General features: G+C 68.5%; 31 protein-coding genes. 17 read left to right on the top strand and 14 right to left on the bottom strand.

What is annotated here, in order from left to right:
* Positions 1-111 precede the first annotated feature (111 nt).
* The 3 genes from ACIBEJ_RS33770 to ACIBEJ_RS33760 all read left to right on the top strand — a co-directional run bounded on the left by ACIBEJ_RS33770 (position 112) and on the right by ACIBEJ_RS33760 (position 4652).
* A complete protein-coding gene (locus tag ACIBEJ_RS33770; RefSeq protein ID WP_397186939.1) occupies positions 112-699 on the top strand; it encodes a TetR/AcrR family transcriptional regulator in 588 nt (195 codons plus the stop codon).
* A gap of 310 nt (positions 700-1009) precedes the next feature.
* On the top strand, positions 1010-1315 hold the full coding sequence (locus ACIBEJ_RS33765) for a His/Gly/Thr/Pro-type tRNA ligase C-terminal domain-containing protein (protein WP_397186938.1): 306 nt from the start codon (positions 1010-1012) through the stop codon (positions 1313-1315).
* Positions 1316-1463: 148 nt separating this feature from the next.
* Positions 1464-4652 carry a BTAD domain-containing putative transcriptional regulator gene (locus tag ACIBEJ_RS33760; protein WP_397186937.1) on the top strand — a complete coding sequence of 1063 codons (3189 nt, stop codon included), beginning with the start codon at positions 1464-1466 and terminating at the stop codon, positions 4650-4652.
* Here the strand turns inward: ACIBEJ_RS33760 and ACIBEJ_RS33755 are convergent.
* A complete protein-coding gene (locus ACIBEJ_RS33755) occupies positions 4645-5865 on the bottom strand; it encodes a serine hydrolase domain-containing protein (protein WP_397186936.1) in 1221 nt (406 codons plus the stop codon). The genes ACIBEJ_RS33760 and ACIBEJ_RS33755 overlap by 8 nt on opposite strands.
* A 200-nt stretch (positions 5866-6065) precedes the next feature.
* Here ACIBEJ_RS33755 and ACIBEJ_RS33750 point away from each other — a divergent pair, with 200 nt between their 5' ends.
* Both ACIBEJ_RS33750 and ACIBEJ_RS33745 read left to right on the top strand, forming a co-directional pair.
* Positions 6066-6308, top strand: a complete 243-nt coding sequence (locus ACIBEJ_RS33750; protein ID WP_397186935.1) for a hypothetical protein — start codon at positions 6066-6068, stop codon at positions 6306-6308.
* 484 nt (positions 6309-6792) lie between these two features.
* Positions 6793-7182, top strand: coding sequence for a hypothetical protein (locus tag ACIBEJ_RS33745; RefSeq protein ID WP_397186934.1), 390 nt, complete (start codon positions 6793-6795; stop codon positions 7180-7182).
* Between the two features lie 167 nt (positions 7183-7349).
* On the opposite strand, the gene ACIBEJ_RS33740 is transcribed toward ACIBEJ_RS33745, so the two are convergent.
* Positions 7350-8117 carry an SDR family NAD(P)-dependent oxidoreductase gene (locus ACIBEJ_RS33740; RefSeq protein WP_397186933.1) on the bottom strand — a complete coding sequence of 256 codons (768 nt, stop codon included), beginning with the start codon at positions 8115-8117 and terminating at the stop codon, positions 7350-7352.
* Between the two features lie 69 nt (positions 8118-8186).
* Here ACIBEJ_RS33740 and ACIBEJ_RS33735 point away from each other — a divergent pair, with 69 nt between their 5' ends.
* The 4 genes from ACIBEJ_RS33735 (at position 8187) to ACIBEJ_RS33720 (ending at position 9665) form a co-directional block, all read left to right on the top strand.
* Positions 8187-8528 (top strand): ArsR/SmtB family transcription factor, encoded by a 342-nt coding sequence (locus ACIBEJ_RS33735; protein WP_397186932.1) that lies wholly within the window; start codon positions 8187-8189, stop codon positions 8526-8528.
* Positions 8529-8627: 99 nt separating this feature from the next.
* Complete coding sequence (locus tag ACIBEJ_RS33730) at positions 8628-8900, top strand: hypothetical protein (RefSeq protein ID WP_397186931.1); 273 nt, start codon at positions 8628-8630, stop codon at positions 8898-8900.
* Positions 8863-9297, top strand: coding sequence for a hypothetical protein (locus ACIBEJ_RS33725; RefSeq protein WP_397186930.1), 435 nt, complete (start codon positions 8863-8865; stop codon positions 9295-9297). Before ACIBEJ_RS33730 ends, ACIBEJ_RS33725 begins: the two co-directional genes overlap by 38 nt.
* Positions 9234-9665, top strand: coding sequence for a tyrosine-type recombinase/integrase (locus tag ACIBEJ_RS33720; protein ID WP_397186929.1), 432 nt, complete (start codon positions 9234-9236; stop codon positions 9663-9665). Before ACIBEJ_RS33725 ends, ACIBEJ_RS33720 begins: the two co-directional genes overlap by 64 nt.
* Positions 9666-9732: 67 nt before the next feature.
* Here the strand turns inward: ACIBEJ_RS33720 and ACIBEJ_RS33715 are convergent, their stop codons facing one another.
* The 4 genes from ACIBEJ_RS33715 to ACIBEJ_RS33700 all read right to left on the bottom strand — a co-directional run bounded on the left by ACIBEJ_RS33715 (position 9733) and on the right by ACIBEJ_RS33700 (position 12941).
* Positions 9733-10830, bottom strand: coding sequence for an aldo/keto reductase (locus ACIBEJ_RS33715; protein WP_397186928.1), 1098 nt, complete (start codon positions 10828-10830; stop codon positions 9733-9735).
* A gap of 411 nt (positions 10831-11241) precedes the next feature.
* Entirely contained in the window at positions 11242-11427 is a 186-nt protein-coding gene (locus ACIBEJ_RS33710) for a hypothetical protein (RefSeq protein ID WP_397186927.1), read from the bottom strand.
* Positions 11428-11490: 63 nt separating this feature from the next.
* A complete protein-coding gene (locus tag ACIBEJ_RS33705; RefSeq protein ID WP_397186926.1) occupies positions 11491-12084 on the bottom strand; it encodes a DUF6461 domain-containing protein in 594 nt (197 codons plus the stop codon).
* A gap of 644 nt (positions 12085-12728) precedes the next feature.
* On the bottom strand, positions 12729-12941 hold the full coding sequence (locus ACIBEJ_RS33700; protein ID WP_397186925.1) for a hypothetical protein: 213 nt from the start codon (positions 12939-12941) through the stop codon (positions 12729-12731).
* A 965-nt stretch (positions 12942-13906) separates the two neighbouring features.
* Here ACIBEJ_RS33700 and ACIBEJ_RS33695 point away from each other — a divergent pair.
* The gene (locus ACIBEJ_RS33695; RefSeq protein WP_397186924.1) at positions 13907-14392 is read left to right on the top strand and encodes a hypothetical protein; all 486 of its coding nucleotides are present in this window, start codon (positions 13907-13909) and stop codon (positions 14390-14392) included.
* Here ACIBEJ_RS33695 and ACIBEJ_RS33690 read toward each other — a convergent pair.
* Positions 14374-15435: a hypothetical protein gene (locus tag ACIBEJ_RS33690; protein WP_397186923.1), complete on the bottom strand. Its 1062-nt coding sequence runs from the start codon at positions 15433-15435 to the stop codon at positions 14374-14376. The two genes, ACIBEJ_RS33695 and ACIBEJ_RS33690, sit on opposite strands and share 19 nt — an antisense overlap.
* Positions 15436-16120: 685 nt before the next feature.
* Here ACIBEJ_RS33690 and ACIBEJ_RS33685 point away from each other — a divergent pair.
* Positions 16121-17044, top strand: a complete 924-nt coding sequence (locus ACIBEJ_RS33685; RefSeq protein WP_397187436.1) for a transposase — start codon at positions 16121-16123, stop codon at positions 17042-17044.
* Positions 17045-17281: 237 nt separating this feature from the next.
* Here the strand turns inward: ACIBEJ_RS33685 and ACIBEJ_RS33680 are convergent, their stop codons facing one another.
* Positions 17282-17515 (bottom strand): tyrosine-type recombinase/integrase, encoded by a 234-nt coding sequence (locus ACIBEJ_RS33680; RefSeq protein ID WP_397186922.1) that lies wholly within the window; start codon positions 17513-17515, stop codon positions 17282-17284.
* A 642-nt stretch (positions 17516-18157) separates the two neighbouring features.
* On the opposite strand from ACIBEJ_RS33680, the gene ACIBEJ_RS33675 reads away from it, so the two are divergent.
* A complete protein-coding gene (locus ACIBEJ_RS33675; protein ID WP_397186921.1) occupies positions 18158-18709 on the top strand; it encodes a phosphoribosyltransferase family protein in 552 nt (183 codons plus the stop codon).
* A gap of 42 nt (positions 18710-18751) precedes the next feature.
* Here the strand turns inward: ACIBEJ_RS33675 and ACIBEJ_RS33670 are convergent, their stop codons facing one another.
* Both ACIBEJ_RS33670 and ACIBEJ_RS33665 read right to left on the bottom strand, forming a co-directional pair.
* The gene (locus ACIBEJ_RS33670; protein ID WP_397186920.1) at positions 18752-18958 is read right to left on the bottom strand and encodes a hypothetical protein; all 207 of its coding nucleotides are present in this window, start codon (positions 18956-18958) and stop codon (positions 18752-18754) included.
* Between the two features lie 253 nt (positions 18959-19211).
* Positions 19212-19844 carry a TetR/AcrR family transcriptional regulator gene (locus ACIBEJ_RS33665; RefSeq protein WP_397186919.1) on the bottom strand — a complete coding sequence of 211 codons (633 nt, stop codon included), beginning with the start codon at positions 19842-19844 and terminating at the stop codon, positions 19212-19214.
* 81 nt (positions 19845-19925) lie between these two features.
* Between ACIBEJ_RS33665 and ACIBEJ_RS33660 the strand changes: the two genes are divergently transcribed.
* Entirely contained in the window at positions 19926-21134 is a 1209-nt protein-coding gene (locus ACIBEJ_RS33660) for an FAD-dependent monooxygenase (RefSeq protein ID WP_397186918.1), read from the top strand.
* 636 nt (positions 21135-21770) lie between these two features.
* Here ACIBEJ_RS33660 and ACIBEJ_RS33655 read toward each other — a convergent pair.
* Positions 21771-22214, bottom strand: a complete 444-nt coding sequence (locus ACIBEJ_RS33655; protein WP_397186917.1) for an AsnC family protein — start codon at positions 22212-22214, stop codon at positions 21771-21773.
* A gap of 65 nt (positions 22215-22279) precedes the next feature.
* On the opposite strand from ACIBEJ_RS33655, the gene ACIBEJ_RS33650 reads away from it, so the two are divergent.
* Positions 22280-22564, top strand: a complete 285-nt coding sequence (locus tag ACIBEJ_RS33650; RefSeq protein WP_397186916.1) for a hypothetical protein — start codon at positions 22280-22282, stop codon at positions 22562-22564.
* Positions 22565-22726: 162 nt separating this feature from the next.
* Positions 22727-22891 (top strand): hypothetical protein, encoded by a 165-nt coding sequence (locus ACIBEJ_RS33645; protein ID WP_397186915.1) that lies wholly within the window; start codon positions 22727-22729, stop codon positions 22889-22891.
* 293 nt (positions 22892-23184) lie between these two features.
* On the opposite strand, the gene ACIBEJ_RS33640 is transcribed toward ACIBEJ_RS33645, so the two are convergent.
* The gene (locus tag ACIBEJ_RS33640) at positions 23185-23331 is read right to left on the bottom strand and encodes a hypothetical protein (RefSeq protein ID WP_397186914.1); all 147 of its coding nucleotides are present in this window, start codon (positions 23329-23331) and stop codon (positions 23185-23187) included.
* Positions 23332-23531: 200 nt separating this feature from the next.
* Between ACIBEJ_RS33640 and ACIBEJ_RS33635 the strand changes: the two genes are divergently transcribed.
* Together ACIBEJ_RS33635 and ACIBEJ_RS33630 are read left to right on the top strand one after the other, a co-directional pair.
* On the top strand, positions 23532-23942 hold the full coding sequence (locus ACIBEJ_RS33635) for a dihydrofolate reductase family protein (protein ID WP_397186913.1): 411 nt from the start codon (positions 23532-23534) through the stop codon (positions 23940-23942).
* Between the two features lie 110 nt (positions 23943-24052).
* Positions 24053-24664: a dihydrofolate reductase family protein gene (locus tag ACIBEJ_RS33630; RefSeq protein ID WP_397186912.1), complete on the top strand. Its 612-nt coding sequence runs from the start codon at positions 24053-24055 to the stop codon at positions 24662-24664.
* Between the two features lie 448 nt (positions 24665-25112).
* Here the strand turns inward: ACIBEJ_RS33630 and ACIBEJ_RS33625 are convergent, their stop codons facing one another.
* Positions 25113-25736, bottom strand: coding sequence for a CatA-like O-acetyltransferase (locus tag ACIBEJ_RS33625; RefSeq protein ID WP_397187435.1), 624 nt, complete (start codon positions 25734-25736; stop codon positions 25113-25115).
* A gap of 101 nt (positions 25737-25837) precedes the next feature.
* A complete protein-coding gene (locus ACIBEJ_RS33620) occupies positions 25838-26374 on the bottom strand; it encodes a hypothetical protein (protein WP_397186911.1) in 537 nt (178 codons plus the stop codon).
* Positions 26375-26454: the final 80 nt, after the last annotated feature.

Here is a 26454-nt window from a genome sequence, read left to right as displayed (position 1 = left end):
CAAGTCGTCTCGCCAGGAGCAGCCCGGCGCCTCGGAGCACACTACGCCGGTACCATTGTGTGCACTGCATACATCTGCGGGCAGGCCCGCCGCCCGGTAAAGGAATGTCTCGTGTCACCAGCAGGCACCCCATATCACCACGGCGATCTGCGCGCCGCCTGCCTGCGCGCCGCGCGGGAACTCCTCGAAGAAGACGGCAGCGCCGGACTGTCGCTGCGGGCGGTGGCGCGACGGGCCGGCGTGTCACCGACGGCCCCTTACCGCCACTTCGCCGACCGTGACGCGCTCATCTCCGCGGTCGCGGCACAGGGCTACCGCGAACTCACCGAGCACCTGGCCGCCGCCCATCCCGCTCCCCGAACCCCTGACGACCTCGCCGACATCGCGATCGCCTATGTCCGCTTCGCCCTCGAACGCCCTGCGATGTTCAAGATCATGTTCGCCGAGCCCTGCGACCCGACGAGCCAAGAGCGCGCGGCCGCGATCACCGCCATCTCCGGCTACCTCCACGACATCGTCCGCCGTACTTTCCCCGCCCGCCAACCCGAGCCGTTGGCGAACGCCCTCTGGGCACTGGTCCACGGCCTGGCCTTTCTCCACCTCGACGGCAAATTCGACATCTCCACACCGCAGCAGGCCGCCGACCACGTCCGCTCCGCCATCCACGCGCTGTTTCCCTCCACCTCCACCACTGCCTAGAGACGTATGAGTTCCTGAGCGGGACGGCGGGTCCGACTTTCCCATCAGGCCCAGCGAGGCGACGAAGGAGCGGCCGGCGTGCGCCTGCTCATCGGACAGACTGAAGCCCCCAGGTCAGCGGCACAGCACCGACCACCAGGCCCATCCGGTCCGAGCAGCGAGCGCTCATCCACAGCCGAAACGCGGTCGTCTGGGGCGGTACTTTCGGCCAGATGGCGCTGAAGAATCTCAGCCATTTACCGATGGAACTCACACCCACGGTGACGACAAGGGCCTGGTCCTGCCGCCCCGGCTCGCGCCGTACCAGGTCGTGATCGTCCCGATCGGCCGCGGCGAGGAGGTCCCCGCCGCCGCCCGCGAGCTCGCGGGCGGGCTCAAGGCGGCCGGTGTCCGCGCGCACGTCGACGACCGCGACCATCTCTCACCCGGCTACCGGTTCAACGACTGGGAGCCCCGGTCCGGCTCGAACTCGGTCCGCACCCGCGCCGCCGGCACCTGGGAGGCGTTCGCCGACGCCGGCTGGGCCTCGGCTCTGCACTGCGGCCGCGCCGTGTGCGAGGACGACATCAAGGCCGACGCCTACGGCAAACGCGTGCTGTTCGGCCGCTCCTGCTGACCCTCACACCGGCCGGTTCCGGCCTTCGGCCAGAAGACGATCCCGTACGGCGGCCGCCGCCGGGCCAGTCGGCCTCACGCTGGAGGACGGCACCGCGCTGGCCGCCTGGTAGGGCGGCGGCCGCGCAGCCTCTGACAGACTTCTGGCCATGGCCAAGGGGACCGGGACGGACGGCGCCGTGGGGCGGGTGCGGGTCGGCGTGCTCGGTCCGCTGGTGCTGGAGACCGCTTCAGGACCGACGCCGGTCGGGGGCCCCCGGCTGCGGGTGCTGCTGGCCCGGCTGGCGCTGGAGGCCGGGCATGCCGTACGGCCGGCCACGCTGGTGGAGGAGCTGTGGGACGAGGCGGCGCCGGAGGCTCCCCTGCACGCGCTGCAAACGCTGGTGTCGCGGCTGCGGCGCCTGCTGGGCGATCCGGGGCTGCTGACCTCGGGCCCGGACGGCTACCGGCTGGCCGTCGAGCCGGACGCGGTCGACGCGCTCCGGTTCGAACGGCTGGCCCGCGAAGGACGGCGTGCACCCGCCGAGGCCGCCACCACCTTGCGCGAAGCCCTGAGCCTGTGGCGCGGCCCCGCCCTGGCCGACGTGCGCGCGGCGCCGTTCGCAGCGGCCGAGGCCGCAAGGCTGGAGCGCGCCAGGCTGGCCGTCCTGGAAGACCGGATCGAAGCCGACCTGACGCTGGGCGCCGACCCCGACCTGGTCGCCGAGCTCGAAGCGCTGAGCGCCGCGCATCCGGTGCGCGAACGCCTGCACGCCCAGCTGATCCGGGCCCTGGCGCTGACCGGCCGCGGCGGCGAGGCGCTGACCGCCTACGAGCGCATCCGCGGCCTGCTCGCCGAGAGTTTCGGCAGCGATCCCGGCCCGCACCTGCGCGAGGCTCACCTGGCGGTGTTGCGTGGCGAACGCCGCCGGCCGTCCGGCAACCTGGACCTCCCGCTGACCAGCTTCGTCGGCCGCGACGACGACGTGCGCCGCGTGAGCGCACTGCTGGAGCGGTACCGGCTGGTCACGCTGACCGGTTCGGGAGGGTCGGGCAAGACGCGGCTGGCCACGACCGTCGGCGGGCGGCTCACGCCGGCCGGCGGGGTGTGGTTCGTCCCCCTGGCCCCGATCGGCGCCGACGACGTGCCCCGGGCGGTGCTCGACCGGCTGCGGGCCCGCGAACAGGCCGGGCCGGCGCGGCCCGTCGCCCCGGAGCAGATCCTGGACCGCCTGGTCGGCAACCTCGCCGGCGACGACCTGGTGCTGGTGCTGGACAACTGCGAGCACGTGATCGAGGCCGCCGCCGCACTCGCCGCGACGCTGCTCGCCCGCTGCCCGGGACTGCGGGTGGTGGCCACCAGCCGCGAACCCCTGCGGATCGACGGCGAGAGCCTGCACCCGGTGCTCCCGCTGGAGCTGCCGGAGCCGGGCTCGACGGCCGCGCGGGCGCGCGCCTGCGCGGCGGTCCGGCTGTTTCACGACCGGGCCGCCGCGGTCCGGCCCGGCTTCGCCCTGGAAGGCGGCGCGCTGACGGCCGCGGTCGAGATCTGCCGCCGCCTGGACGGCCTGCCGCTGGCGATCGAACTGGCCGCGGCACGGCTGCGCACCCTGCCGGTCGAGGCGGTCGCGGCCCGGCTCGACGACCGCTTCCGGCTGCTGAGCGGCGGCAGCCGTACGGCGTTGCCGCGCCATCAGACCCTGGGCGCGGCGGTGGCGTGGAGCTGGGACCTGCTGGAGGACGACGAGCGGGACCTGCTGGAACGGCTGGCGGTCGTGCCCGGCACCTTCACCGAGGACGCGGCGGCGGCGATCGGCGCGGTGGACGAGGCCGGCGAGCTGCTGACGGCGCTGGCCGACAAGTCGCTGCTGCACCCGGCCGAGACCGCCGACCCGCTGGAGCCGCGCTACCGCATGCTGGAGACCATCCGGGAGTACGGGCTCCGGCGGCAGGAGCGGGCCGGTGCCGTACGCGACAGGCATGCCAGGTTCTTCCTCAGGCTGGCCGAGACCGCCGACCCGCACCTGCGCACCGCCGGCCAGTTGCGCTGGCTGGCCCGCCTGGACGCCGAGCGCGACAACCTGGCCGCCGCGATCCGGTGGGCGGCCGAGTCCGGCGACGCCGATCTCGCGGTACGGCTCGGCGTCGCGCTGAGCTGGTTCTGGTTCCTGCGCGATCACCCGCCGGAGTCGCTGGACCTGCTCGGCCGGGTGCTCGATACCAGCGGCGCGAGCGATCCGCGGGCCCGCGCGCTGGTGGTCGCCGCGCACGCGCTGGCCACCACCGAGACCATCAGCGGTCCTGACGAGGGAGAGGCAGCCTTCGCCCGGATCGCGACGGCGCTGGAGCAGGCAGCGCCCGGCGCCCACCCCGTTCTGGAGATGGCCGCGCTGGCGCTGGCCATAGGCTCGCGAACCGGCCTGCCGAACCCCTCGGGCGAGCCGGCGGATGTCTGGAGCCGGTCGCTGACCTTGCTGGTACGCGGCGTGCTGACCATGAACGGCGGGCACCCCGCCGAGGCGGCGCGGCCGCTGTCGGCGGCGCTGGCCGGGTTCGAGGAGGTCGGCGAGCGGTGGGGTCTGGCGACCACGCTGAGCACCCTGAACACGGCGCTGCGCCGTGGCGGCGACCCGGCCGCCGCGCTGGGGATGGCCGAGCGGGCGGGCCACTACTTCCGGGAACTCGGCATGGCCGAGCACACGATGGAGAGCGAGGTGGCCGCCGCGACGCACCTGGCCGAGGCCGGTGACGTGGAGGGCGGGCGGCGGCAGCTCGCGTACCTGCTGGGGAGGGTCGGGCCGACCGGGTCGGCGGAGTCGCGGGCGCAGGTCCGGCTGGGGCTGGCCCGGCTGGAGTGGCGGGCCGGGCGGCTCGGCGCGGCCCGTGAGCATGCCGGCGCGGGGCTGGCGGAGGCGACGCCCGGCCGGTCGACGCCCCACCTGGCGGCGCTGCTGCTGGGCGTGCTCGCGCACGTGGACGTGGCGGAGGGTCACCCCGAACGGGCGGTCCGCCGGCTCGACCACCCGGCGGTGCACGTGACGCTGACGTGGAACACCCCGGTCGCCGCCGCCATCGCGCTCGTGCTCGCCGCGATCGAGGTGTCCCGCCCGCCGTTGCCGGAACAGCCCGATCGCCGCGAAGGCCCGGAGCGGGCCGGGCGGCTGCTCGGGGCCGCCGTCGTGCTGCGCGGCTGGGACGAGCCCGGCGACGCCGACGTGCGGACGGTCACGCGGCGGGTGACGGAGGTCCTGGGGGCCGCCGGGTTCGCGGCCGCCCATGCCGCGGGGGCGGCGATGTCGCGGGAGGAGGCCGAGGGCCTGGTGTCCGCGATCATCACCGGGCCCACGGCGGTCAGCTAGCCTGCGGCTTGCCGAACATCGCGCAGGTCACGGCGCTCTGCAGCGCCTGGGCGGCTTTGGCGATCTTCGGGTCGGCGTCGAACTCGGCCCAGTACTCCGTCGCGATGACGACGCTGGCCGTGCGGCCGCCGGTGCGGTCGGTGAGGGTGGTGGTCAGGTAGCCGGGGATGCCGCCGTCGTGACCCCAGAACGTGCCGCAGGGGGTCGTGCCGGTCTGGACGCCCAGGCCGTAGCCGGGCCCGTCCGGCCGGGCGGGGTCCACCGGCACCGTGGCCCGCATCTGGGCCAGCTGGGCGGCGGGCAGCAGCGTGCCGGACATCAGCGCCGTGTAGAACCGGGCCCAGTCCTGGCTGGTGGAGACCACCGCGCCGGCCGCCGCGCCCCACCCGGGGTTGTGGCCGGAGACGTCCACGTGACCGTGGCGGCGGGGCCCGGCGAGGTTCCTGAACCCGGCCGGGACGCTCGGCGGCATGTGGGCGGCGTCGCGCTCGTAGCCGCGGGCATGGGAGCCGCGCCAGGTGCCGTCGGCCGGGTAGTAGGTGTGCTTGAGTCCGAGCGGGCGGGCGATCCGGTCGCGGATCAGGCCGGCCAGGCTCTTGCCGGTGGCCCGTTCCAGGACGGCGCCGACGGCCGCGTACCCGGTGTTGCTGTAGGACCACTTCGTGCCCGGCGCGAACAGCGGAGGGTGCTTCACCCCCACCGCGAGCAGCTTGTCCGAGGTCCACCGCCGCCGGTCCTTGCCGAGCATCGCCGGGCGCAGGGCGGCGTCCTGGGTGTAGTCGAACAGGCCGCTGGTGTGGTTCAGCAGCATGCGCAGCGTGATCGCCTTGCCGTTGGGCACCTTGCCGGGCAGCCACTTGTCCACCGGGTCGGTCAGGGCGAGCTTGCCCTCGGCGACCAGTTGCAGCGCGAGGGTGGCCGTCATGGCCTTGGTGTTGGACGCCACCCGGAACTCGTCGTCCGCCTTGAGCAGGTGATCCCGCCTGGTCCAGGCGGCCTGCTCGGCGATCTCGACGGGCCGGCCGCGCCCGTCGTCGACCCGCACGATCACACCGGGCGCCCCGGCCTCCACCAGGTCGCGCGCCAGCCGCTGCAACTGGGCGCGCGATGCCTCAGCACTGCTGTACGGCGTAGCCGCGGCGGCGGCCGGGACGGTCGCCGCCAGACTCACCACCAGCGCGGACGCCACGACAGAAAGGACACGTTGCGACATGGACCGGTTCCTCCGGGTGATAGGTGAACGAACGACCCCACCCTCCAGCCCCTCACTCACAGACCGCACACAGCACGCTTTCAGGGCCGCCCGATAGGCTCACCGCCCCGATCGGAGAGGGAGCCGTATGCGGGTGGCGGCCGTCGTCGTCCTGCGTCCTGGATGAGGGCCCGATCGCTGACATCGTCGCGGAACTGCCCGTGGAGACCGCGGCGGCGCTGCTGGGCCTCGAAGGGTTGATCTTCCTCAACGACCTGTTCCAGCAAGGCGTCGGCGTCAAGGTCCTGGAGGGCATCGCGGCGGGCGAGCACACCGAACGCTTCTTCATCATCGACCTGGCCCTCCCCCTGGCCGAGGACCGGCGCCGCGACATCGTCCGCCAGACCAGGAACGGCCTGGAGACCGCCCGCAAACAGGGCAAGGTCGGCGGCCGCCGGGGGTGAAGGTCTCGGTCGGTGTCGTCCACAAGATCCTCGCGGCCGCCAAGGGCGGCTCCGCCGACCCATCGCCGACCTCCCGAGGAGCCCGACGTGACGCTGCCGAGAATCCCGCTCGACGACCCGCGCGTGCTGGCCCTGGCCAAGGCCCGTGTTCGCCCACGACTGCGCCTTCCTCCCCACGTGGGAGGAGCTGACCGACGAGGAGCTGGAAGGCGCGCTGCCCCCGGCCCGCAACTATCTGGAGTCGGCGATCAACGCCGGACTCGTCCCCGCGGTAAATTCGCGTCGATCCTTCTTCTGGTCAAAGGAGTGCCTGCACATGGCTGCGACGGCCAAGCGGCGCTTACTTCTTACTCGAGCCCGTCCGATAGTCATGTCTCGCAGAGCATGATCATAATGCATGTCGGGCACTTAGCCAGAGAGATCGCACCACTGGTCGCGTGGGCGCGCGGTCCTGCATCATTACCTAGACCCTTATATCGCCAGTGTGGCGAATCGTCGTTCAGTTGACCCGAAACAAGCATCTCAAGAAGGGATCTCGGTCATGACCCAGCTTAATCTGATCCAACTCGCATGCTCCCGCACGGAGGACAGCGGTGAAGACGAAGTTTACATCAAGGTAAACGGCTGGCGCGCATGGCCGGACTCGGGCGCATCCTCGATTGGACCACATCAGACGGTTCCCATCACCAGGAGCTTCTCCTTCGACCAGGACTCCATGAGCATCGAATTGGTCGACGAAGATACGGAACCCATTGATCCGGACGATAGCCTCGGAACGCACACAGCCCGAGAATCCCAGAAAGGCTTGGGAGTGATGCAAGCGATTTTCGAAGGCAACGGCTGCCATTACAGACTCACCTATTCGGTCACATAAATGCGACTAATAGCCAAGACATAATGGCCGCAGAACGCACTGGACCGATAACTGTCGGTGGCGGCTTCTAGGGTGTCTCCGCTCCGCCTCCGCCTCCCGCGCCAGGCCGGACACCTCGCCTGAACCGCCTCTGCGCGGCCCTGCGAGCGGTCGGGTTTGTCAGGCTCCTACCACTCCTTGCGCAGGCCGCCGTCGATGATGAGGTCGGAGCCGTTGATGTTGGGCGCCTTCCCGGAGGCCAGGAACACGACCAGGGCGGCGATCTCCGCCGGTTCGGTGATGTGCCCGGTGGACATCCCGAGGGCGGCGGGCAGGGTATCGAGCAGTTCTTCGCGAGAGATTCCGGCCTTCTTCGCGAGCGCGTCCCCGGAGCTGCCCGGTTCGGTCCACACGGCGGTGCGTACTGGTCCGGGCGAGATGGTGTTGACTCTGACGCCCTGGGGGCCGAACTCCTCGGCCAGGGCCTTGCCCAGGCTGGCCAGGGCCGCTTTGGCGGCGGAGACGTCCATCAGGTGGGCCGCCGGGCGGCGGGCGTTGAGCGAGCCGATGTTGATGATGTGGCCCTTGCGCTCGACGATGCTGGGGAGCGCGGCCCTGCTGGCCCGGATGGCACTGAACAGGGTCAGGTCGAGGGCGTGCCGCCAGTCGTCGTCGGAGATGGACAGAAACCCGTTCGGGTGCGGGCCGGTGGTGCCGGCGACGTTGTTGACCAGCAGGTCGATGCCGCCGAGTTCGGCCATGGCCGTGTCGATGAGGTGAGCGGGGCCGTCGGGAGCGCGGAGGTCCACAGGGACGGCTAAGGGGGTGACCTGTCTGAGTTCGGAGCTGATCGTCCGTGCTCCCGCCACGACCCGGTAGCCCTCGTCGCGTAGCGCGGTGACGATGGCCAGCCCGATCCCCTTGCTGGCGCCGGTGACGACGGCGTTCCTGACCATGATCTGCCTTCCCCGTAGCCGACATATCAGTAGATACTGATATGTGGCGGAAGGTATCATCGGACACTGATGGATAGCAACGACCGGCTCTCCGCGATCGGGCGCGCGTTGAGCTGCACGGTCCGACTCTCCGTGTTGCAGGCGCTCGCCGAGGCAGACGCGTCCGTGGGCGAGCTGACCGGCCGCATGAGCGTCACCCAGCCGAACATGTCGAACCATCTGGCGGTGCTGCGTTCGGCCGGACTGGTGACCTCCCACCGTTTTGGACGCGTCGTCCGCTACCGGCTCGCCTCCCCCGAGGTCGCCAGCCTCGTCGCCAGCCTGACCCTGCTCGCCACCACCGACGCCGGCTCCCGTCACGGCCCTCCACTCTCGAAGAGTGGAACCCTAGAAGCCGCCTCCGACAGTTAAGGAGGGGCGCCGGGTGAGGGAGGAAACGCCGGCCAACCGCACCGGCCGGCCGGAGATCGAGGCCCTGCTGGACGCCGCCGACGCCGAGCATCAGGCCCTGTGCGAGCGGGTGCGGCGGACCGGATCGCCGCGGCGGCCGAGGCCCAGGACGGTACGTGGGCCGACTTCCGGCGCCGCTCCCCCGCCCTGATCGCCGAAGCCCAGCGGCTGCTGCAGGCGCGACTCGAGCACACCGGGGCCGTGCTCGGTCAGGTCGGCACCGCCTGGGCAGCCGAGGCGCAGGCCCGTGACGCCCTGGCCGGCCGCCGATCCGAGGTCGATCCCCCGCGGCCGGATGACCCGGCCGACCGGGCCGACGACGAGGGGGCGTGAGCATGGACGCGTCCGTCACCCCGATCCGGCCCGCCGCGGCCTCGCCACGGCCGCCGAACAGGCGCTCGCCGCCGCGCACCGGCATCTCGATCGGTGCAAGCTGGCAGCCAACACGGTCAAGGCCTACAAGCGGCAGAGCGCCGCCTACACCGCCTGGCTGACCGGGACGGCCACGGTCAAGCTGCTGTATGCCCAGTCCGGGCTGCACATCGAGGTCAACCCGCCCGGCTGCCCAGACCGGACGAGCCCGACGCCCTCACCGCCGCGCAGCAGGGCCGCGTCGAGCGCGCCGCCGCCCGCCGCGGCGCCCGCGACCGGGCGATCGTGGCGACGATGCTGTACGGCGGCGCCCGCGTCGAGGAATGCGCTCGCCTGCAGGTGGCCGACGTGCAGCTGACCGCGCGGACCGGGCAGCTGCGCCTGCACGGCAAAGGCGACGAGGTCCGCACCATCGCGCTGCCACCGGCCGCCCGCCGGCAGCTTGCCGCGTGGCTGGACGAGCGCGGCACCCACGGCGGGCCGCTGTGGGAAGGCCAGCGCGGCCCGCTCACCCTGTCCGGCATCACCCAGGTCGTCCTGGCCGTCGGCGAGGCCGCCGGCCTGACCGGGCTGCGCCACACCTACGCCACCCGGCTACGCGAAGGCGGCGCCGACCTCGCCCAGATCCAAGCCCTCCTCGGTCATGCCTCTCTCGACACCTCCGCCCGCTACTTCCGCGCCGGCACCACCGAACAAGCCGAGATCGTCGAACGCATCTTCACCTGACCGGCAGATCGGCAAGAAGGTTAAGCACCAGCCTGATCACTCCAGCGGGCGAGGCCAGCGCGGGCGCTCAGCGTGTCTGGATGGCCGAGGCCAAGAACGCGTTCGCGGACGGGCAGCAGGTCTTTGGTGCCGCGGGGTTAGCTTGTCGTTTGCGTTCTGATCTTCGCTTGTATCGTGTTCCGCGGTCAGAACAGCGCGATGGGGGCGGTGGCGGGAAGATCGTATCCAGGTCGGCGAGGTCGTCCGCGCTGAGCTCGTGCCCTACTGCGGCCGCGTTCTGGATGACCTGCTCGGGCCGGGTGGCACCGGCGATGACCGAAGCGACAGCGGGCCGGGAGGCGAGCCAGGAGAAGGCGATGCGGACCTCGTCGAGGCCGCGCTTGGCGGCGAAGTCGCCGAAGGCGGCAAGTTGGCGCAGATCGGCGTTCTCGAGGTCGTGCTGGCGGAAATGCGTCAGCCGTGCGCCTTCAGGGGCACGGCCTGAAGAGTACTTGCCGGTGAGCAGCCCGCTGGCCAGCGGATAGTAGGGCAGAACGCCCAGACCGAACGCCTGGGCCGCGGGCAGCACTTCGAGTTCCGCACGACGGTCCAGCAGGTTGTAGTGGTTCTGCGCGGCGATGAAACGGGTGATCCCGAGCTGGCGGGCGAGGTGGTCGGCCTGGGCGATCTGCCATCCGGCGAAGTTGGAGTGCCCGAGGTAAAGCACCTTGCCCTGACGGACCAGGCCGTCGAGCGCGGCCAGGGTTTCCTCGATCGGCGTGAGCGGATCGGGCGTGTGGAATTGATACAGGTCAATCCGGTCGGTGTGCAGCCGGCGCAGCGAGTGTTCGACCGCGCGGACAATGTAGCGGCGGGAGCCGCGCACTCCGAAGTCACGGCCGTTAAGGCCCTCGGTGTCCAGGCCGAACTTGGTGGCGATCACCACGTCATCGCGACGCCCCCGCAGGGCCTGGCCAAGAAGTCGTTCACTCAGCCCGGCCGGTACGCCATAGGTGTCTGCGACGTCGAACAAGGTGATGCCGGACTCGAGGGCGGCACGCACAACGGCGGTGGCGCCCTTCCGGGTGAAGCTGACGGTGTTGGGCCTGCCGAGATTGCTGCAGCCCAGCCCGGCCGTGGACACGGTCAAGCCGGAGTTGCCAAGCTGGCGATAGCCGACGGACATGATGCGCTCTTCTCTCACGATGGGTGGGCGGATCAGGCCGGTGACGATCCGCTCACGAGGACATCCCGCCGCAGTGACCAAGGGCGTGGTCCAGCCCCTCGAACGGCTGAGCCGGCCACCACATGCGGTGCCCTGCCTGCCATCCAAAAACCTCAACCAGACTTGAGGTCAAATGTGAACGGCGACGCGCACAACCACTTCTCCCGAGCAGTCAGCGAGCCCGCCCAAGCGGCGACAACAGAACACTCATCGCTGTGCCCACCTGCTCCACCGCCCGCTGCAACGCGCCCAGCCGGACGACCTCGGCGCGATGCACGTTCAACATCTTCCCGATCCCGTCGGGCTCGAGCCGGTCTGAGCCGCCCATTTGTCCCTGCGCTGTCGCGGTCTTGTCGGCCTTTGGGCCGCGGGTCACAGGGTGAGGTCGCGGATCAGGGCGTCGGCGAGCAGGCGGCCGCGCAGGGTCAGCACCATGCGGTCCGCCTTGAACGCCTCCTGCTCCAGCAGCATGTCCCCCACGGCCCTGGCCACAGCGAGCCGCGCATCCGGAGCAACTGCGGCCAGCGGGTAGCCGGTGACCAGACGCAGCTCCAGCATCAGCCGCTCCACCTCGCGGTCGGCGTCCTAGACGCCGTTGAAGATGCAGGTGCCGGTGAGCTGCTAGTCGTAGGTTTCCCACCGCAGCCAGCGGTGCTCTTCGAAGAGCCAGTCGGCGGTGAGGCGGACGCCTGTCAGCCGTTCGGTCAGCGCCAGCGCGAACGGCCGGAAGTCGGCGGCCTGCTTACCGGAGAAGTCCTCGATGAGGTCGTTTAGCAGGTGCGGCTGGTCGCCCTGCCGGTCGAAGGGTTCGGCTGCCCATTCCAGGAATGTCAGGGTGGTGAGCGGCCGGGTCGCCGCGTAGTAGTCCAGGCTGTGGCTGTTCGGCCCGGAGAAAACGTTGATCGCCTTGCCCTTTGCTGACAGGTCGCGGAGGATCTCGTGGTCGGTGCCGGTGTACCCGAGTTCGGGCTCCACGACCACCACCCATGAGCCGAGTTGCCCGGCGATCGCGCTGCAGGTAATGCCGCCTGCTTCCTCCCGCGCCTCGAAGCCTTCGCTTTCCGCCTCGGCGAAGGTGTAGCGATGGCCGGTGTCCAGGCCGTTGCCGAAGATGACGGCCACCTCGTCGAGGGTCCGGCCCTCGCACCAGGTGATGCACAAGGTTTCCATGAAGTAGCCGTCGAGGTCCTGGTAGTGCTCTTCCAGGTCGTCCACGGAGCGTGCCTCGTTCTTTCGATGGGCCGGGCGCCTGCCAGCCGATGAGCTGGCAGGCGCCCTGGTTGTCGGTCAGCCTGCTGTATCGGGCGGCCTGCGGCTACTACGGTTCAACGTAGAAGCGGTCACCGTGCAGTATGCGATATCGCGACCAGAAGATGCTCTGGGCGGCTCCGCCTGCTTGGTTGGCGTTGGCACCGATGAACTGAGCGAGAAGTCCCGCCCGTTGTAGCCGGCGCCTTCCACCGTCTTGGCGAACGGGAACTCATCGCATCGCACCTTTCGCCACTCGGCCGTAGGGCCCGCTCGGCGGCGGTGAACACCGATAGAGCGCCGTAGCAGTAGCGGTTCTTGACGGCCACGTTCTCGTTGTAGGTGGAATCGATCGTCGTGCGAGTCAGCCACCGGTTGCGCGAGGGCAGACCAGGGATGTTCTTGACTCCTAGCTGCGGTCTGGTGACCTGGGGGGTGTGCAATGCCTCTCAGACGTGATCTGAATGTTCCTTCATCCGATTGGTGATGTTCCTGCCCTGGTAAGGGATCTTCTGGGCTCGGGGCATGCCCCAGGTCGGGATGCCGCCCAGGAAACGTACATCCGGTGTAGTTGTCCTTGATCAGGTCAGAGCTGTCGCACGTACGGTCGGCTACAGCTGGCGTTCGCTATTTGCGACGAGCGGGTAGCGGTATCCATCGTCGCCATGGCCGAGTTGGATCTCCGGCAGGAACGTGCAACCGCCGATACGGTCGGCGTCGCCGGATACCGCCGGGTTGGAGACGAAGGTGAAACGCCACACCGACTTGCGGTTCCATTCGGCGACGGGGTACCGGGCGCCGATTCCCCGGCAGGGGCCAGACATGCCCCGGAGGGGACGCCGTTGCCCGGCGAGTAGATCCGTGGCAGCACGTAGACGTTCTCCCACCAGTCGTCCTTGGCTTTGCGGGTGGCGAGCTCGTGCAGACGGGTCTCGATGTAGATGTCCCTGCCACCCTCGGCGGCTGCGATTCGTTCCGCCGGAGTGGGTCGCGGAGGATCTTCTCGCCCTTGGCGTCCACTTCGGGCTTGCCGTTGGGGCCCATGACGTAGAACGGGCCGAGCTTCTTCGGTAACCGTGCGCAGGATAATTCGCGCCCGCCGCCTACGCATCCGCTGGAAGGCCCGCAATAACAATGCCCTAGGAATCTGGAGACGGTCCCATGCCACAGCGATCTGGGCCGATGAGAGTGTTCTCTTGCCGGTCATGTGACATTCGTAGGGGACGAGCGGCAGGCCGTCGTTGGCGCGGGCCCGACCAGACCCTTGCGACCGCCGGCACCGGAGGCACCTTGGTGGGCGGACAAGGAGCCGCCGTTGGCGCAGAGCTTCACGAATCAGCAGCGCCAAGAGCGCGGCGAGAAGGGCCTGGTCCTCGGCCGCGTACCGGCACGCCTTTACGACTGACTGCGCGAGCCGACCCCGGCAATTGCGGATCATATCCACCGTCACCGGACAACCTCAATTGCGTCTCGACATACTCCTGCGCCCATCACGTCGGCTGCGCGTTGGAGTCAATCGTGGCAGTCGTGGAGAGACTCCTTATCCTCGCTGCAGCGAGCCGCAGGGTACGGAAGTTCTCTGATCCGGCCACACAAGATCTCTACACTGTCCAGTGTCGATCAGCCGGAATGGCGATCAACCACGGGCCGCCTTACGTGTGCGTCACAACCGCCGGCTTTCCATGGCGATCAGACAGTGTGTACCTCCACGATGGGTCACCACCCTCGACGCCCAACCGCGCCAACTTCCAACATCCAAACTCAGAGGAAGACAGCGATGCAGGCACCTATGCCCACACCGGAGCAGATCGGCACCGTCGACCTGGCCTCGTGGACTGTTGTCCCCAGCCAGTCGAACCCCGACAAGGATGATCGCGGTGCTTGGGCCGTGACCGCAGGCCGCCAGGAACAGTACGACCTGTACTTCGAGATCGCTGATGCTGCGTATCCGCGGCAGGTCGCCGAGTTCATCGTCGAAGCGGTGCAGGCCCACGCCACCCAGCTGAGGCTGAGCACTGCCTTCGACGACGTCCTGCACGAGCGCGAGCGGCTTCGCGCCCACCCAGCCGGAGCGGACCTCTATGAGTTGGGCCGGGGGCGTGTCGTGGCCATGATGGCGCAGCTCGGCAAGCTTGCTGCGGAAGCATATGAGACGGCGCCGGCGCCCGAGCGCGCCGCCCAGGAGCGGCGTATCTACGCTGAGGTAACTCAACTGGCTGCCCAAGCTGTGAGCTGGATGGAAGCGATCCATGCCCGCTACGGCATCGACGCGTAGCCATCCTCTTCCCTGGCATCCTGTTGCAAGGTGCTCACCACGAGCGCCAGATAGTGGGACAAAGCGAACGCCTTCCACTGAGCGCCGCCACCCGGGCCGCGTTCCTCCTGAGCGGCTGCGGCGATTTGTTCGTCACCCCACGAGAACGCAGGGCCGGCAGGCGGCCACTCGGGGGACCTCATCAAGGCCCGGCAGAGCGGATAGAAACTGCTGTGCCTGCCGTGGGAATCCTTCGGCCAGTAGTACAGGCACCACTGTCGGCCATCGGCATAGCGCAGATTAGGAGCAGGCTGCTCTCCATCTGCGGGCGGAGCTGACGCATGTTCGATGCCGTAGTCGCCATAGCCGACGGTGTCCCATGCGGCGCTCACCTTGCACCAGAGTTCCGGCTCCGCCCTTGGCAGCCGAGTAATGCGCGGTTCCGGCGGGGGCTTGAAGCCTTTCGGAGACGGGAACGATCCAGCAGCAATCGTGAGGGAATGCCAGTCATAGTCGAGCAGGAACCGCATTGGCTGCGTAAGTTGACGATAGGTCTCTGCCGGCGCCTCGCAATAGCCGCAGTCGAGAATCACGTCGGTCCGTTCGAATGATTCACCGACCAACCCGAGCAGGTCGAACAAATCGCGAGGATAGTCGAGGTTGTGGGCAGACGAGAGAGGAATTCGCAGGCAGAGCCCCATCTGCTGGTCGGCGATGACTTCGCGTAGTTCTTCGAGGTCGTCCCCCGTGTCACCAAGGTGGACGACCGGACGAAAAGCGTGTACGCCCAGCTCGTCTGTGAGGCGCCTCAGGGCTTCGCTCCTCCCTGATGGGCCGAAGTGCGATGCCAGCGGCCGGGTGTCGAAGCACATGTCGACGTCATCCAACGTGTGCGCTTTAATCTGCCCGGCCAGGCGCGTGATGAGAGGCTTGACTTCTGTGTCCCCCCGATGAGGGAACACTTCAATGAGGGGCCGCATGGTGCGTTTAACGTGATCGCTCGCTTCAGCCAGTGCCTGGAAATAGGGTTGGCGCCCTTTCAGAATTGCCACGTACACCGTCATGGCCGGTTCTCCGTGCGGTTGGCGAACCTCATGACCGGTGAGCAGCCGTCCCTCGCCTGTCGGGCTGCCACTGCCCGGTCCATTGAGGCTCCTGCACTATGAGGATGCCGTCAATATCCGTCAGGTTAGATAGCGAGAAACGGAGACAACCACAGATGACACGGAGTACTGTTTGACGATTTTTGTTTCGTGAGACTCGCCGGCCCCGAGTTGAGTGGAGCGGATCTGGTGGTTCCTCTGCCGCTTGATCAGAGGAAATGGCATGGGTCGACGGGCTACCTCCTGCAGTTCTGGCGCACGGCGTTGGACCTGCCGAGGAGGATCATCGGGCTGCGCAGTGGGCGACTCCCAAGGACTGCCGGGCGATGGCCACTAACAGCAGCCCAGAAGAGTTGCACTTCCAGGTGCGGCGGGCATCCCACCCGAGACGTCGCTGCGGAGACGCTGGCAAACCAGCCGCCCCACCGCTGTCCCTTTCACGGCACGAACGCCGTCGGCCGGGGACTGCTCGATGGCTGCTCGTACGCGTGCCGATCCGCCGTGAAGCGAAAGCCTGTCTTCAATGTGATCTAGGTCGTGTCGGGGGATCATGATCGGGTGATTCGTCGTCATGAGCTGACCGACCTGGAATGGGACGCGGCCAAGGAGTCACTGCCGCCGGGCCGGATGGGTCGTCCGCACCGGGCTGGCCTGGCGGGACATCCCCGAACGGTATGGGGCGCGGCACTCGCTCTTCACCCGGTTCCGAGGGTGGGCGATCCGATGGCACCTTCGCCGCCATGCTGCGCGCCGCCCAGGCGCGGGCGGATGCAGCCGGGGACATCGACTGGCTGGTGGCGGTGGATTCCACCGTCGTGCGCGCCCATCAGCACGCGGCCGCGCTTCGACAAGGGGGCACCGGCCGGGCGGCGAGAGGGCGGATCACGCCCTCGGACGATCCCGCGGCGGACTTACCAGCAAGATCCATCTGGCCTGCGACGGCCGCGAACGCCCGCTCGCCTTCCTGCTCACCGGCGGCAACGTCCACGACTGCACCCGTCTGCAGCACCTCCTGGCCGCCATCCAGGTGCCGCGCATAGGGCCGGGACGCGTCCGCACCCGGCCTGATCACGTGATCGCCGATAATGGCTACAGCTCTCGCGAAATCCGCACCCATCTACGCCGGCGGCATCACCCACACCATCCCCGAGCGAGCCGACCAGATCGCCGGCCGCACACGCCGAGGCCGCAACGGCGGACGACTACCCAGCTTCGACCCCGTGCTCTACAAGCCGCGCAACGTCGTCGAACGCTGCTTCAACCAACTCAAGCAGTCCCGCGGCCTGGCCACCCGCTACGGCAAGACCGCCACCTCCTACACCGCCACCGTCACGATTGCCTCACCCCTGCTCTGGCTGTGATCTTTGAGACAGGCTCCAGGGCTTCACAGCGGAGCACCACATCAACAAAGCATTCTCACAATCCGCTGACAATGCCGCCAGCGAGTTCTTGCCATCTGGACGACCACCCGGATCAGCCTGCCGACATCGTCCGACCCCCGCGACCCCTACGGATAGGTCGCCGTGCTCGTCCGTGCCGGCGCCCAGCGGAAGGACCCATCACGACCTGACACCGCAATCACCATGGACCGGGACAAAGAATCACGACGGACACGGGCAAACACTAGACGATCTTGCTTCTAATCCGACGGTCGCAGGTTCGAATCCTGCAGGGCGCGCTTCGGTCATGGCATTGACCTGCGGAAACACGTCTCGCCACATGCATAGGGAACATAGTTTCAGGCGATCGGTGCTCGCCCGTACCAACCCCGTACACATCATGATCATCATACCGTCCGGCACACCACTCAGCGGTTTCCGCGTCGCCCAGCGGTCTTCTCCGCCGCCGCCATCACCACCTGAGGGAAGACCGAGGTGTAGTCAGCGGTGAACGCGCTGGAGGTATGCCCCAGCGTCTCCTGGACCACCTTCATCTCCACACCAGCGGCCAGCATCAACGACGCCGCGCCATGCCGCAGTTCATGCAGCCGGATCGGAGGCAATCCCGCCAGGTAGGCCAGCCACAAGAACTGGTCGGACACATGCTGCGAGTGCAGCCGCCCCCATCGGCCTGGGTGAACACGAAACCGATCCCCTTCCACATCTCCCCCGGCCGCGAGCTGCTCCTCGAGTTGCCGCGGGCCGACAGGGAACGCTTCGGCGACGCGCTCTCACGGGAACCGTACAAAACCAATGCACTGTCCCGTGCCGGGTTACCCGGAGTCGGGGTGCCTGGCGCTGGGATCCCAGCCGGCCACGCCTACCCATGCAGGCCCACCCGGGGAGAAGCTCGCCGCTCAGGTCCCAGGGGCCCTCGTCTGGCATGGCCGCGTCCACCTTGACGCCCCGCACCGCCTCGCCGATCTCCGCCTCACTGGTTCCGCCGACCTGCCTGGCGTCGATGAGCGCCGCGGTGATCGACGCCGTAGCGCGTGAAGGCGTTGTCGGGACGGCGGGCCAGGCCGAGTGTGGTTTGACGAACAAATCTTGGTACCGGGTTTCGCGTGAGTTTTGGGACCAGTTCTCGATCTTGAGGTGTCGTTTGGCCAGCGAGTTTTGGTACCAGTTCTCCAGCCGCCAGAGCCTTCGCCACTGAGGATGACGTTTATGGGCAGTGTGTTCCTGTTGCAGGCCCGCAGATACTCACTTGATCACGCTTGGTGTGGATCGGCAGACTCTCGCCTATGACGAGCGCTGCGCGTGACCTGGTCCTTGAGCACTTCACGTGGATTGACGGCCATGCCGACGTATGGTCGATCTTCCGTGATTCCAGAGCTTTCGCGGCCGTCATCGCCAAGTTGGCGGAGCCGTTTAGAGGGGCGCAGGTCACGGCGGTGTGTGGCATCGAATCGCGAGGGTTCCTCCTGGGCGGCGCGGTTGCGGTTGAGCTGGGAGTCGGATTCGTGCCGATCCGCAAGGGCAGCGGTTTGTTCCCCGGTGTCAAGGTCGAACGCCACACCGCGCCGGATTACCGGCGCCTGGAGCACCTGCTCCGTGTTCAGCGGTCCTCGCTGGGGCCGACCGACCGGCTGGTGCTGGTCGACGACTGGATCGAGACCGGCAACCAGGCCAGTGCGGTCAGGGACATGGTTCTGGAATGCGGGAGCTCCTGGGCCGGATGCAGTGTCATCGTTGATCAACTCGATGAGGGGCAGGCACGCGAGGTAGGTCCTGTCCACTCGGTGGTGCGCTTCAACGAGCTCCCAGTCGATGAGATCGGTACCAAAACTCGCTGAACCGTCACCGCCCGGCTACAGACCGGTGCCAAGAATCACACGCTACCGATACCAAAGCTCGCGTGTAGAACCACCGGGTGCGATCTGTTGGGGGACGGAGCCGGGACACTTACGGCTGGTGCCATCGGCGACGGCGACGATCCATCGGCCGGTCGCCAGCGAACCGCTGGTGATGATTCCGGTGAAGTCATCGCCGCGGGAGATCGCCCGCACCTTCTTGCCGATCCGCTCGACGGTGCGCTGAGCCATCCACTCTGCGCTGCTGGCCTTGCCCCGGGCCCGCGCCGATTCGTGGCCTGCCCCGGTGCGGTCGCGAATGTACTCGCGCTCCGACCGCGTTGTCACCGCCGACTCGGGTCCCACAACCCTCGCACACACGGACATCGGCTCGCCGACCCACAACGCGATTCTTACGCGCTGCCACGGCCTACCACCTTGAAGAAACAGGCACTGATGAGCCCAGGCGGCCCCAGGACCGACCGGAGGCATGGGCCGGGGAGGTTCACCTGAGATCGGCGAGGGTGATCTCCGGGGCGGGCAGGGGGCCGGTTGCGGGGTGGGCGCGCAGGCCTTCGAGCATGAGGGCGAGGTATCGGCCGGCACCGGTTGGGGTGAGGTCGGGTTGCGGGCCGGGCATCGGCCGCAGGAGCAGGGCCATCATCATCGACAGGTCGGCGGCGCTGACGTCGTTGCGCACCGTGCCGTCGGTCTGGGCGCGGCGGATCAGCCGGTCGAGGATCTTCAGTAGGAGGGCGCGTAGCCGGAGGTTCTCCGGGTCGTCGCGGAGGGTGGCCCAGGTGCCGGCGAAGCGCATGGCCAGGCCCGCCGCCAGGCGCAGGTCACCGCCGGCTTCACGGACGAATCGCGTCAGCGCCGTCCAGGCGTCGGGTTCCTCGTCCTCGGCCGTTCTGGCGATGGCGATCACTTGGTGGAAGCTGTTCAGCGCGACCCCGCGGATCAGTTCGTGCCGATTGGGGAAGCGGCGGTACAGGGTGCCGGTGCTCACCCCGGCGCGACGGGCCACCTCCTCCATCGGCACATCGGCGCCATGTTCGGCGATGAGGGCGTGGGCCACCGCGATGATCTGCTCGCGGTTCAGTTGGGCGTCGGCGCGGAGCTTGCGGTCAGGGTTCACAGGTCCAGTATATGTGTAAGTAGAGCTTCCGTATAAGATGCGTGAAACGGAGGGTTTACTGTCACTTATCAAGGAGGAACCATGCGAGTCCTGATCTCCGGCGCGAGCATCGCCGGTCCCGCGCTGGCTTACTGGCTGACCCGGTACGGCTACGAGGTGACCGTGGTGGAACGTGCGCCGCAACCGCGAAAGACCGGAGGACACTCAGTCGATCTCTGGCGTCCAGCCCTGGACATCGCCGAACGCATGGGTGTGCTCCCGGCGATTCAGAAGCGTTCCACCGCTACTGAGCGCACGCTCGCCTACCGCCCCCGCGTCAGGCGGCCCGCTTTGATCGACAATACGAAGATCTTCACGGCCGTCTCCGACCGGCACGTCGAGATCATGCGTGACGACCTCAGCGAGATCTTCTACGACGCCACCCGCGACACGACGGAGTACGTCTTCGCCGACTCCATCACCTCGATCTCCGAGGACGGCGAGGTCACCTTCGAGCAAGGCGAGCCCCGCCGGTTCGACCTGGTGATCGGCGCCGACGGGCTGCACTCCAACGTCCGCCGCCTGGCCTTCGGGCCCGAGTCCGAGTTCACTCACTGGGTCGGCGCCTACCTGGCGGTCATCTCGGTGCCCCGCGACCTGGCCCGCGACGGCGACATGATCGCCCACTTCGACGTCGGCCGTACCGCCATGGCCTACACCGCCGCCCATCTGGACGACGCCCGTGTGCTGTTCCTGTTCCGCACCGAGCGCCCCCTGGACTACCACCATCGCGACTTCGCCCGGCAGAAGACCCTGCTCCGCGAACACTTCGCGGGCCTCGACGGCCACGTTCCGCGCTGGCTCGCCGAACTGGACCGGACCCCGTCCTTCTACTTCGACTCCATCACTCAGATCCGGCTGGAGAAGTGGTCACGCGGCCGGGTGGCGCTGGTCGGCGACGCCGGGCTGTCACCCGGCCCGGCGATCGGCGCCAGCACGAGCCTTGCCGTGGTGTCGGCGTACGTCCTCGCCGGGCAACTGGCCGCAGCCGGCGGCGATCACACCCGGGCGTTCGCCGCCTACCAGGCAGAGCTGGAGGAATTCGTACGGCGCAGCCGCGCATTCGCGAGCGGCATGGCCAAAACACTGCTGCCCTCGCACCGGCTGGGTCTGACGCTGCTGGTGAACGGCACGCAACTGGCCACCAGCCTGCCCAGCGGCCTCACCCGATGGCTGGCCGGTCTCGGTTCCCAGGGAGTACGACTGTTCGACTCCTTCCCGATACGGGACTACCCGCCAACGACCCCCTGAGCGGCCGAGCCGTAAACGCGCGTGCACCGAGCGGAGAAGGAGGGTGACGGCCGTCTACTCCACCGTCGTGACGCCGAGCTTGCCACGATCGACCTGCTCCTGGCCGCTGCGGCCCAGAGACAGGTGCTCCGCGTCGCGGTGGCAATGGCGGAAATTCAACGGGTACCTCTGACCCCGCGACGGCGATTGCCAAGGCAGGCAGGGACAGCGAGCGGCAAGGGCCGCCACGCGAAGACGATCACCGACCCCTGCCTGAGGGGGTATCGGCCCGGGGCCGAAGCGGTAGATCGTGGCCCGAACCCGGGGTAGAACTCGACTCCAAGGCGCTCACCATTAGTGATGCGATCCCGGAGACCGTACAGAACCAGTGCCAGTGCACCGCCCGGCGGCGGCCAGCTCGGCGGGCGGGGCCGAGGCCCACAGCCGCGTGCCCGCGCGGTAGCCGAGGTAACAGAGATCGAACTCGGCGTAGAAGTGGAGCGCGCCGCTGCTCCGAAGCTCGTCCATCCGCCGCACCGTCGACTGCGACCAGCCGGTGGCGGCCGCAAGATCGGGCCAGTCCCGTACGGCCGTCGCGGGCGAGGGCGTTGAACAGGCGTAGGTCCCCGGCGTCGCAGTGCGGCAGGTCGGAGCCCGTCACCGCGTCGGGTCCCGGGCCGAGTCGGCCTGCCTCCTCCGGAGTGAGGGCGTTGAGCAGCCGAACGCGTCCGGGTGAGCCATACAAGGTGTGCAGCAGCGAGTAGGCGGTGATGTCCACCACACGTCCATGGCGGGGCAGACGTTCCAAAAGAATTGCACCCACGCCGTGTCGGGACGGCGGGCCGGCGCGGAGGCGATCGCGTTGGCCGCTCCGGGGACGCAGCGCAGCCGCAGCATCCAGCGTCCGTGCCCGTAGAGGTTGGCGGGCGGCACCGCCACGACCCGCAGCAGATCGGCCGAACGCAACCGCCGGTAGCGACGCGCGACCGTCTGGTCAGAGGCGCCCAGAACCTCAGCGATGCGGCTGAACGGAGCGCGCGCGTCGAGCTGGAGCGCGTGGATCAGCCGTCGGTCAAGCTCGTCCGCCATGCCGGTTTCCACCGTCACAGACTATTCAGTGTCTCTCCCAACTCCACGCGACGGGCACGGCCGATGTCCGCGCCCTGGTGCGTCCGAGCGAGGCCGCGGCCACCCGAGTGCCCCACGGCATCAGCGTCGCGACCGGAAGCCTCGACGCCCCAGAAGGACTGGCCGAGACACTGACCGGGATCAAGACGGTCTTCCTGGTGTGGCCGTTCCTCACCACCAAAGCCGCGCCCGCTGTGCTGGGGACCATCTCGCGGGTGGACACCATCGCCAGCAACATCCTGGGCTGGGCCGAGCAGATCCGGACCACCGGAGTGGTGCATGGCCCGCTGACCCGCGGCGACGGCGGTCATCGATTCGCGTGACATCGCGGCCGTCGCCGTCCGCACGCTCACCGACGACAGTCACCTGAGCGCGACCTACCGGCTGACCGGGCCCCAGACGATCAGCCGCCCCGAACAGATCCAGGCGATCGGTGCGGCGAGCTCCGCTTCCAAGAAGTCCCCGTCCAGGACGCGCGGGCGCAAATGCTGGCCGACGGCCGTTCGCCCGCCCTCGTGGACGCGCTGCTGTCGGCGGCCGAGAACCGCTTGTCCTCGACCCTGGTCACCTCGACCGTCACGGATCTCACCGGGACACCACCGCGCAGCTTCCAGCAGTGGGCACGCGGCCACCGCGAGACCTTCCGCTGAAGGAGCGCCCTCGACCGGGAGGCCGAGTTCAAAAAGGCTTTCGCCCTGTGGTCACCAAGCTGTCGCGCAGGCTGCCGGCTACCGCTGGGACCGTCTCATCCGTCAGATCGAAAATCCTCGCAACTATCTCCTGCTGGTTGGCTGGAGGCGTGGTCTAGACAGCGGCGGACGGCTTCGATGGAGACGCCGGCGTCGATGAGTTCGGTGGCCGTGAGCGTGGCGGGGCTGGTGAATCAGGTCCGGCGGCTAGACCTGCTGGTGCCCTGCTTCTGTCATGCCAATAGGCCGGACTCTCACACCGGCGTGGGAGTCAACTCGAAGTGGCGGTTGTCACATGCGGATCGGAGCGGCTCGCCGGGCAGATCCTGCGTTACGGCGGCCACCAGCCGGGACTTGCCGATCCCCGCCTCACCGCAGACGGTGCGCGCGAGTCCGCTCATACGCCGCCAAGATCGCGGCACTGTGCCTGTGGCGACCGACCAGAACCAGGCCGGCAGCCGACCCGACCATCCCCATCTCCCCCCAAGCCCGGACTCGATCTCACCAAGTCTGACGACGACAGCATGCCACCCGGCACGACAACCTGGTCACACCAGCAACGAACGACCGGGACACCACCCGCCGGACACGGAAGGAGCCCATGATGACCACCGGACAGAGCCGGCGGCCGCGTACCGTCATCGCCGACATCGCCCTGTCCCTCGACGGACGCGTCACGGGCCCGGGCGGCGAATACGACGCAAGCTGGGCCGTCCCGCACGCCCTCACCCGCGGCGCCCGCTCGCACACGGCCGCCGTCACCAGCCCGGCGACCACCGCCCTGCTCGGCCGCAAAAGCTACGAGGGGTACGCCGGGTATTGGCCCGCCGACGACGACAACGCCGACCCCGATGACCGCACCTTCGCACGCTGGCTCACCGACGTGGACAAGATCGTCTTCACCGGCACCCGCAAGCAGCCGGACTGGGACAACACGCGCCTGGCCACCACTGACCCGGCACCGTCGTCAAACAGCTCAGGAACGAGGAAGGCGGCGACATCATCGTCCTGACCGGCAGCAGCGTCATCCGGCAACTGCTGGAAGCCGACGAGATCGACATCGGCCTCAGCCAGAGCGTCGACAGACTCGCCAGACACCCCTGAAGGATGAGAAGGAACCCCATGCCTGAGAACACCGGACAGCAGCGCAAGGTCATCGCCGACGCCGTCGTCTCGATGGACGGCTACACCAGCATCGGCCCCGAGGACGACATGAGCTGGGCCATGGCGCACATCTCCAGCGAGCAGAGCGAGCTGTTGTACGAGGGGATCTGGCGCGGGGTGAGCACAGCCGTCGTCGGCCGCGTCAACTGGGAGGGCTTCACCTCCGTCTGGCCCGGCCTGACCAGCGACCCGAACAGCTCGGCCCGCACCCGTGACCTGGGCAACTGGCTCGCCACAGTCGAGAAGGTGGTCATCTCCACCACCCTGCAGCAAGCCGACCTGGACAAGACCCAATGGACCAACGCCCGCGTCTCACGTGACCTCGAAGAAGAGGTACGTTCGCTCAAGAGCGCGCCGGGCCGCGACATTCTCGTCATCAACAGCGCCAGCATCATCAAGGCACTGCTCCAGGCCGACCTGATCGACGAACTCCACATGACCATGGTCCCGGCAACCCTCGGCGGCGGAGTACGCCTGCTGCCCGACGCCCTCACGTCGACCTGGCAGCTGTCCCACGCCATCACCATCCCCGCCACCGGCGCCGTCTCCTTGTGCTACCGCCGTCCCTGAGCGGCACCTCCCCCACGGGCGCCCTGTCGGGAGGACGCCGGCGCTTCAAGATCGCGCCGGTCAACGTCTCCGCCGAGCCCGTACGCACCATCGCCACCTACACCACCGTCGTCGACCGGCGCGAGCCCGCCTACGACGAAATGTTGGCCGACGCGGCGTGGCAGCCCGACGACACCGGCACCTTGCCGACCTCGGTCACCTGCCCCCGACCTGCGACGGCAACTCCCCCACGGCGCGCGCGTGCAGGCCCTCGCCGAGCTCGCGCTGCCGCGACGGTTCAACCAGCACCGCCTCCAGCTCCTTCACCCGGTCCGCGCCCTGCTGGAGCGAAGCTCGGCCGCCGCCGACAGTGCCGGCCCGGCTGAGCGCAGGGTCTACCGGGTGTACGCCGCCCGCATCACGGCCGTCGAAGCTCCCCGACCAAAAGCGATCCCCGTTGAGAACTGGCTCAGAGCCAGTTGGTGTCCTGAACCAGGGTCTCTAGCTCGTTGATGAGGCGCGCCACGTGGAATCCGTCTGCCACGGCATGATGTACCTGCGCCGCGACGGGAAGTCGCACACGGCCCTCTCGCTCGATGTAGCGACCGAGCGTGAAGATCGGCGACAGGTGGTCCCAGTCGTCGTCGATGTTGAGGTTGAACGCGGTGAAGGACGCCCACGGGACGCTGGAGATGTCGAAGGCGTTGGGGGGCCGGAACCCTTGCGGAACGAATTCGGTGGCCTGACTGTGCTTGGCGAGCAGTGGGGCGGCGACATCGTGGAACGCGCCGAAATCGGGGTCGTATTCAGCGAACACGCCCGCGAAAGTCTCGAGTTCGGGGTTGAAGACCGTGAAGGCCGGGTGCACGACGGGCCATACTGCCGGGGCGCCCTCCTCGGTGAGGCACATCTTGAACTCATCGTGCCGGTTGACGATCGTGGCGAGCGCCCAGACCTGCGCGATGTACGACTTGCGCGGTGATTGGCGCAGCGCGGCGACGAACGCGGTGACGTCGATTTCGAAGGTCATCGAGTATGTGCAGGGTACGCGCCGGAAGTGGTGGAAGTGCTGTCGCCGCGGCCACGTGTCCATGTTGAGCGGTTCGGGGGCGTGATCCATGTGATGGATCATGCCAGTGCTTTCTCGGCGCGGCTATGGGTTATGACGGTTGGGATGATGCTTCACTTCATGCGCTAATTTGCGCCGTTACCTATTTTTTGAGTAGCGGTTATGACGACCTGGGCTCGGAAGGCCGGGCTGTCGTCATCGCGAGTCGTCCCATCCGCCTGAGGCGAGGGCGTCGAAGTCGCGAGCCAGGCCGCGTCGGCTTCCGCGCGGCGCCGGGCCGTCTCGGCGGTGATGTCGGTGTCGCCCAGCTCGTTCAGCAGCGTGATCGTCTCGTCGAGGCTGGTGGGCTGGTTGCTGGCCAGTGCGGCCAACAGGTCGGGCGAGTCCATCCAGGCGGCGAAGTGACCCGTCGCGGCACTGATCTTGATGCGCTGGTCGAGGCCGTGTTCGCCGGTCACGGTCATGTGCCAGGTGCCGGTGTGCGGGTGACTGCCCTGAATGATCCGCTCGTTCTGGCCGTGGCGCTGGCAGGTGGCGGCGGAGTCGTCGTGGGGTGGCAGGCGGTGCGTCGTTGTAGTGGTCGGCTTCGGTCCAGGAGGAGAGCTGGTTGTTGCCGGGGTCCACGTGTCGCTCCAGAAGGGTTGGCGGGTCTGGCGGTGCACGGCGGGCGGGAGGGGCAGCGTCAGGCGACGTGGCAGAGGGGACGCAGCTCATCCAGCAGGGCCGCACGGGGCGCGAGTGA

The sequence above is a fragment of the Nonomuraea sp. NPDC050790 genome, assembly GCF_044456745.1.
Classification (GTDB): domain Bacteria; phylum Actinomycetota; class Actinomycetes; order Streptosporangiales; family Streptosporangiaceae; genus Nonomuraea.
This window is presented reverse-complemented; position numbering and strand designations above follow the sequence as displayed.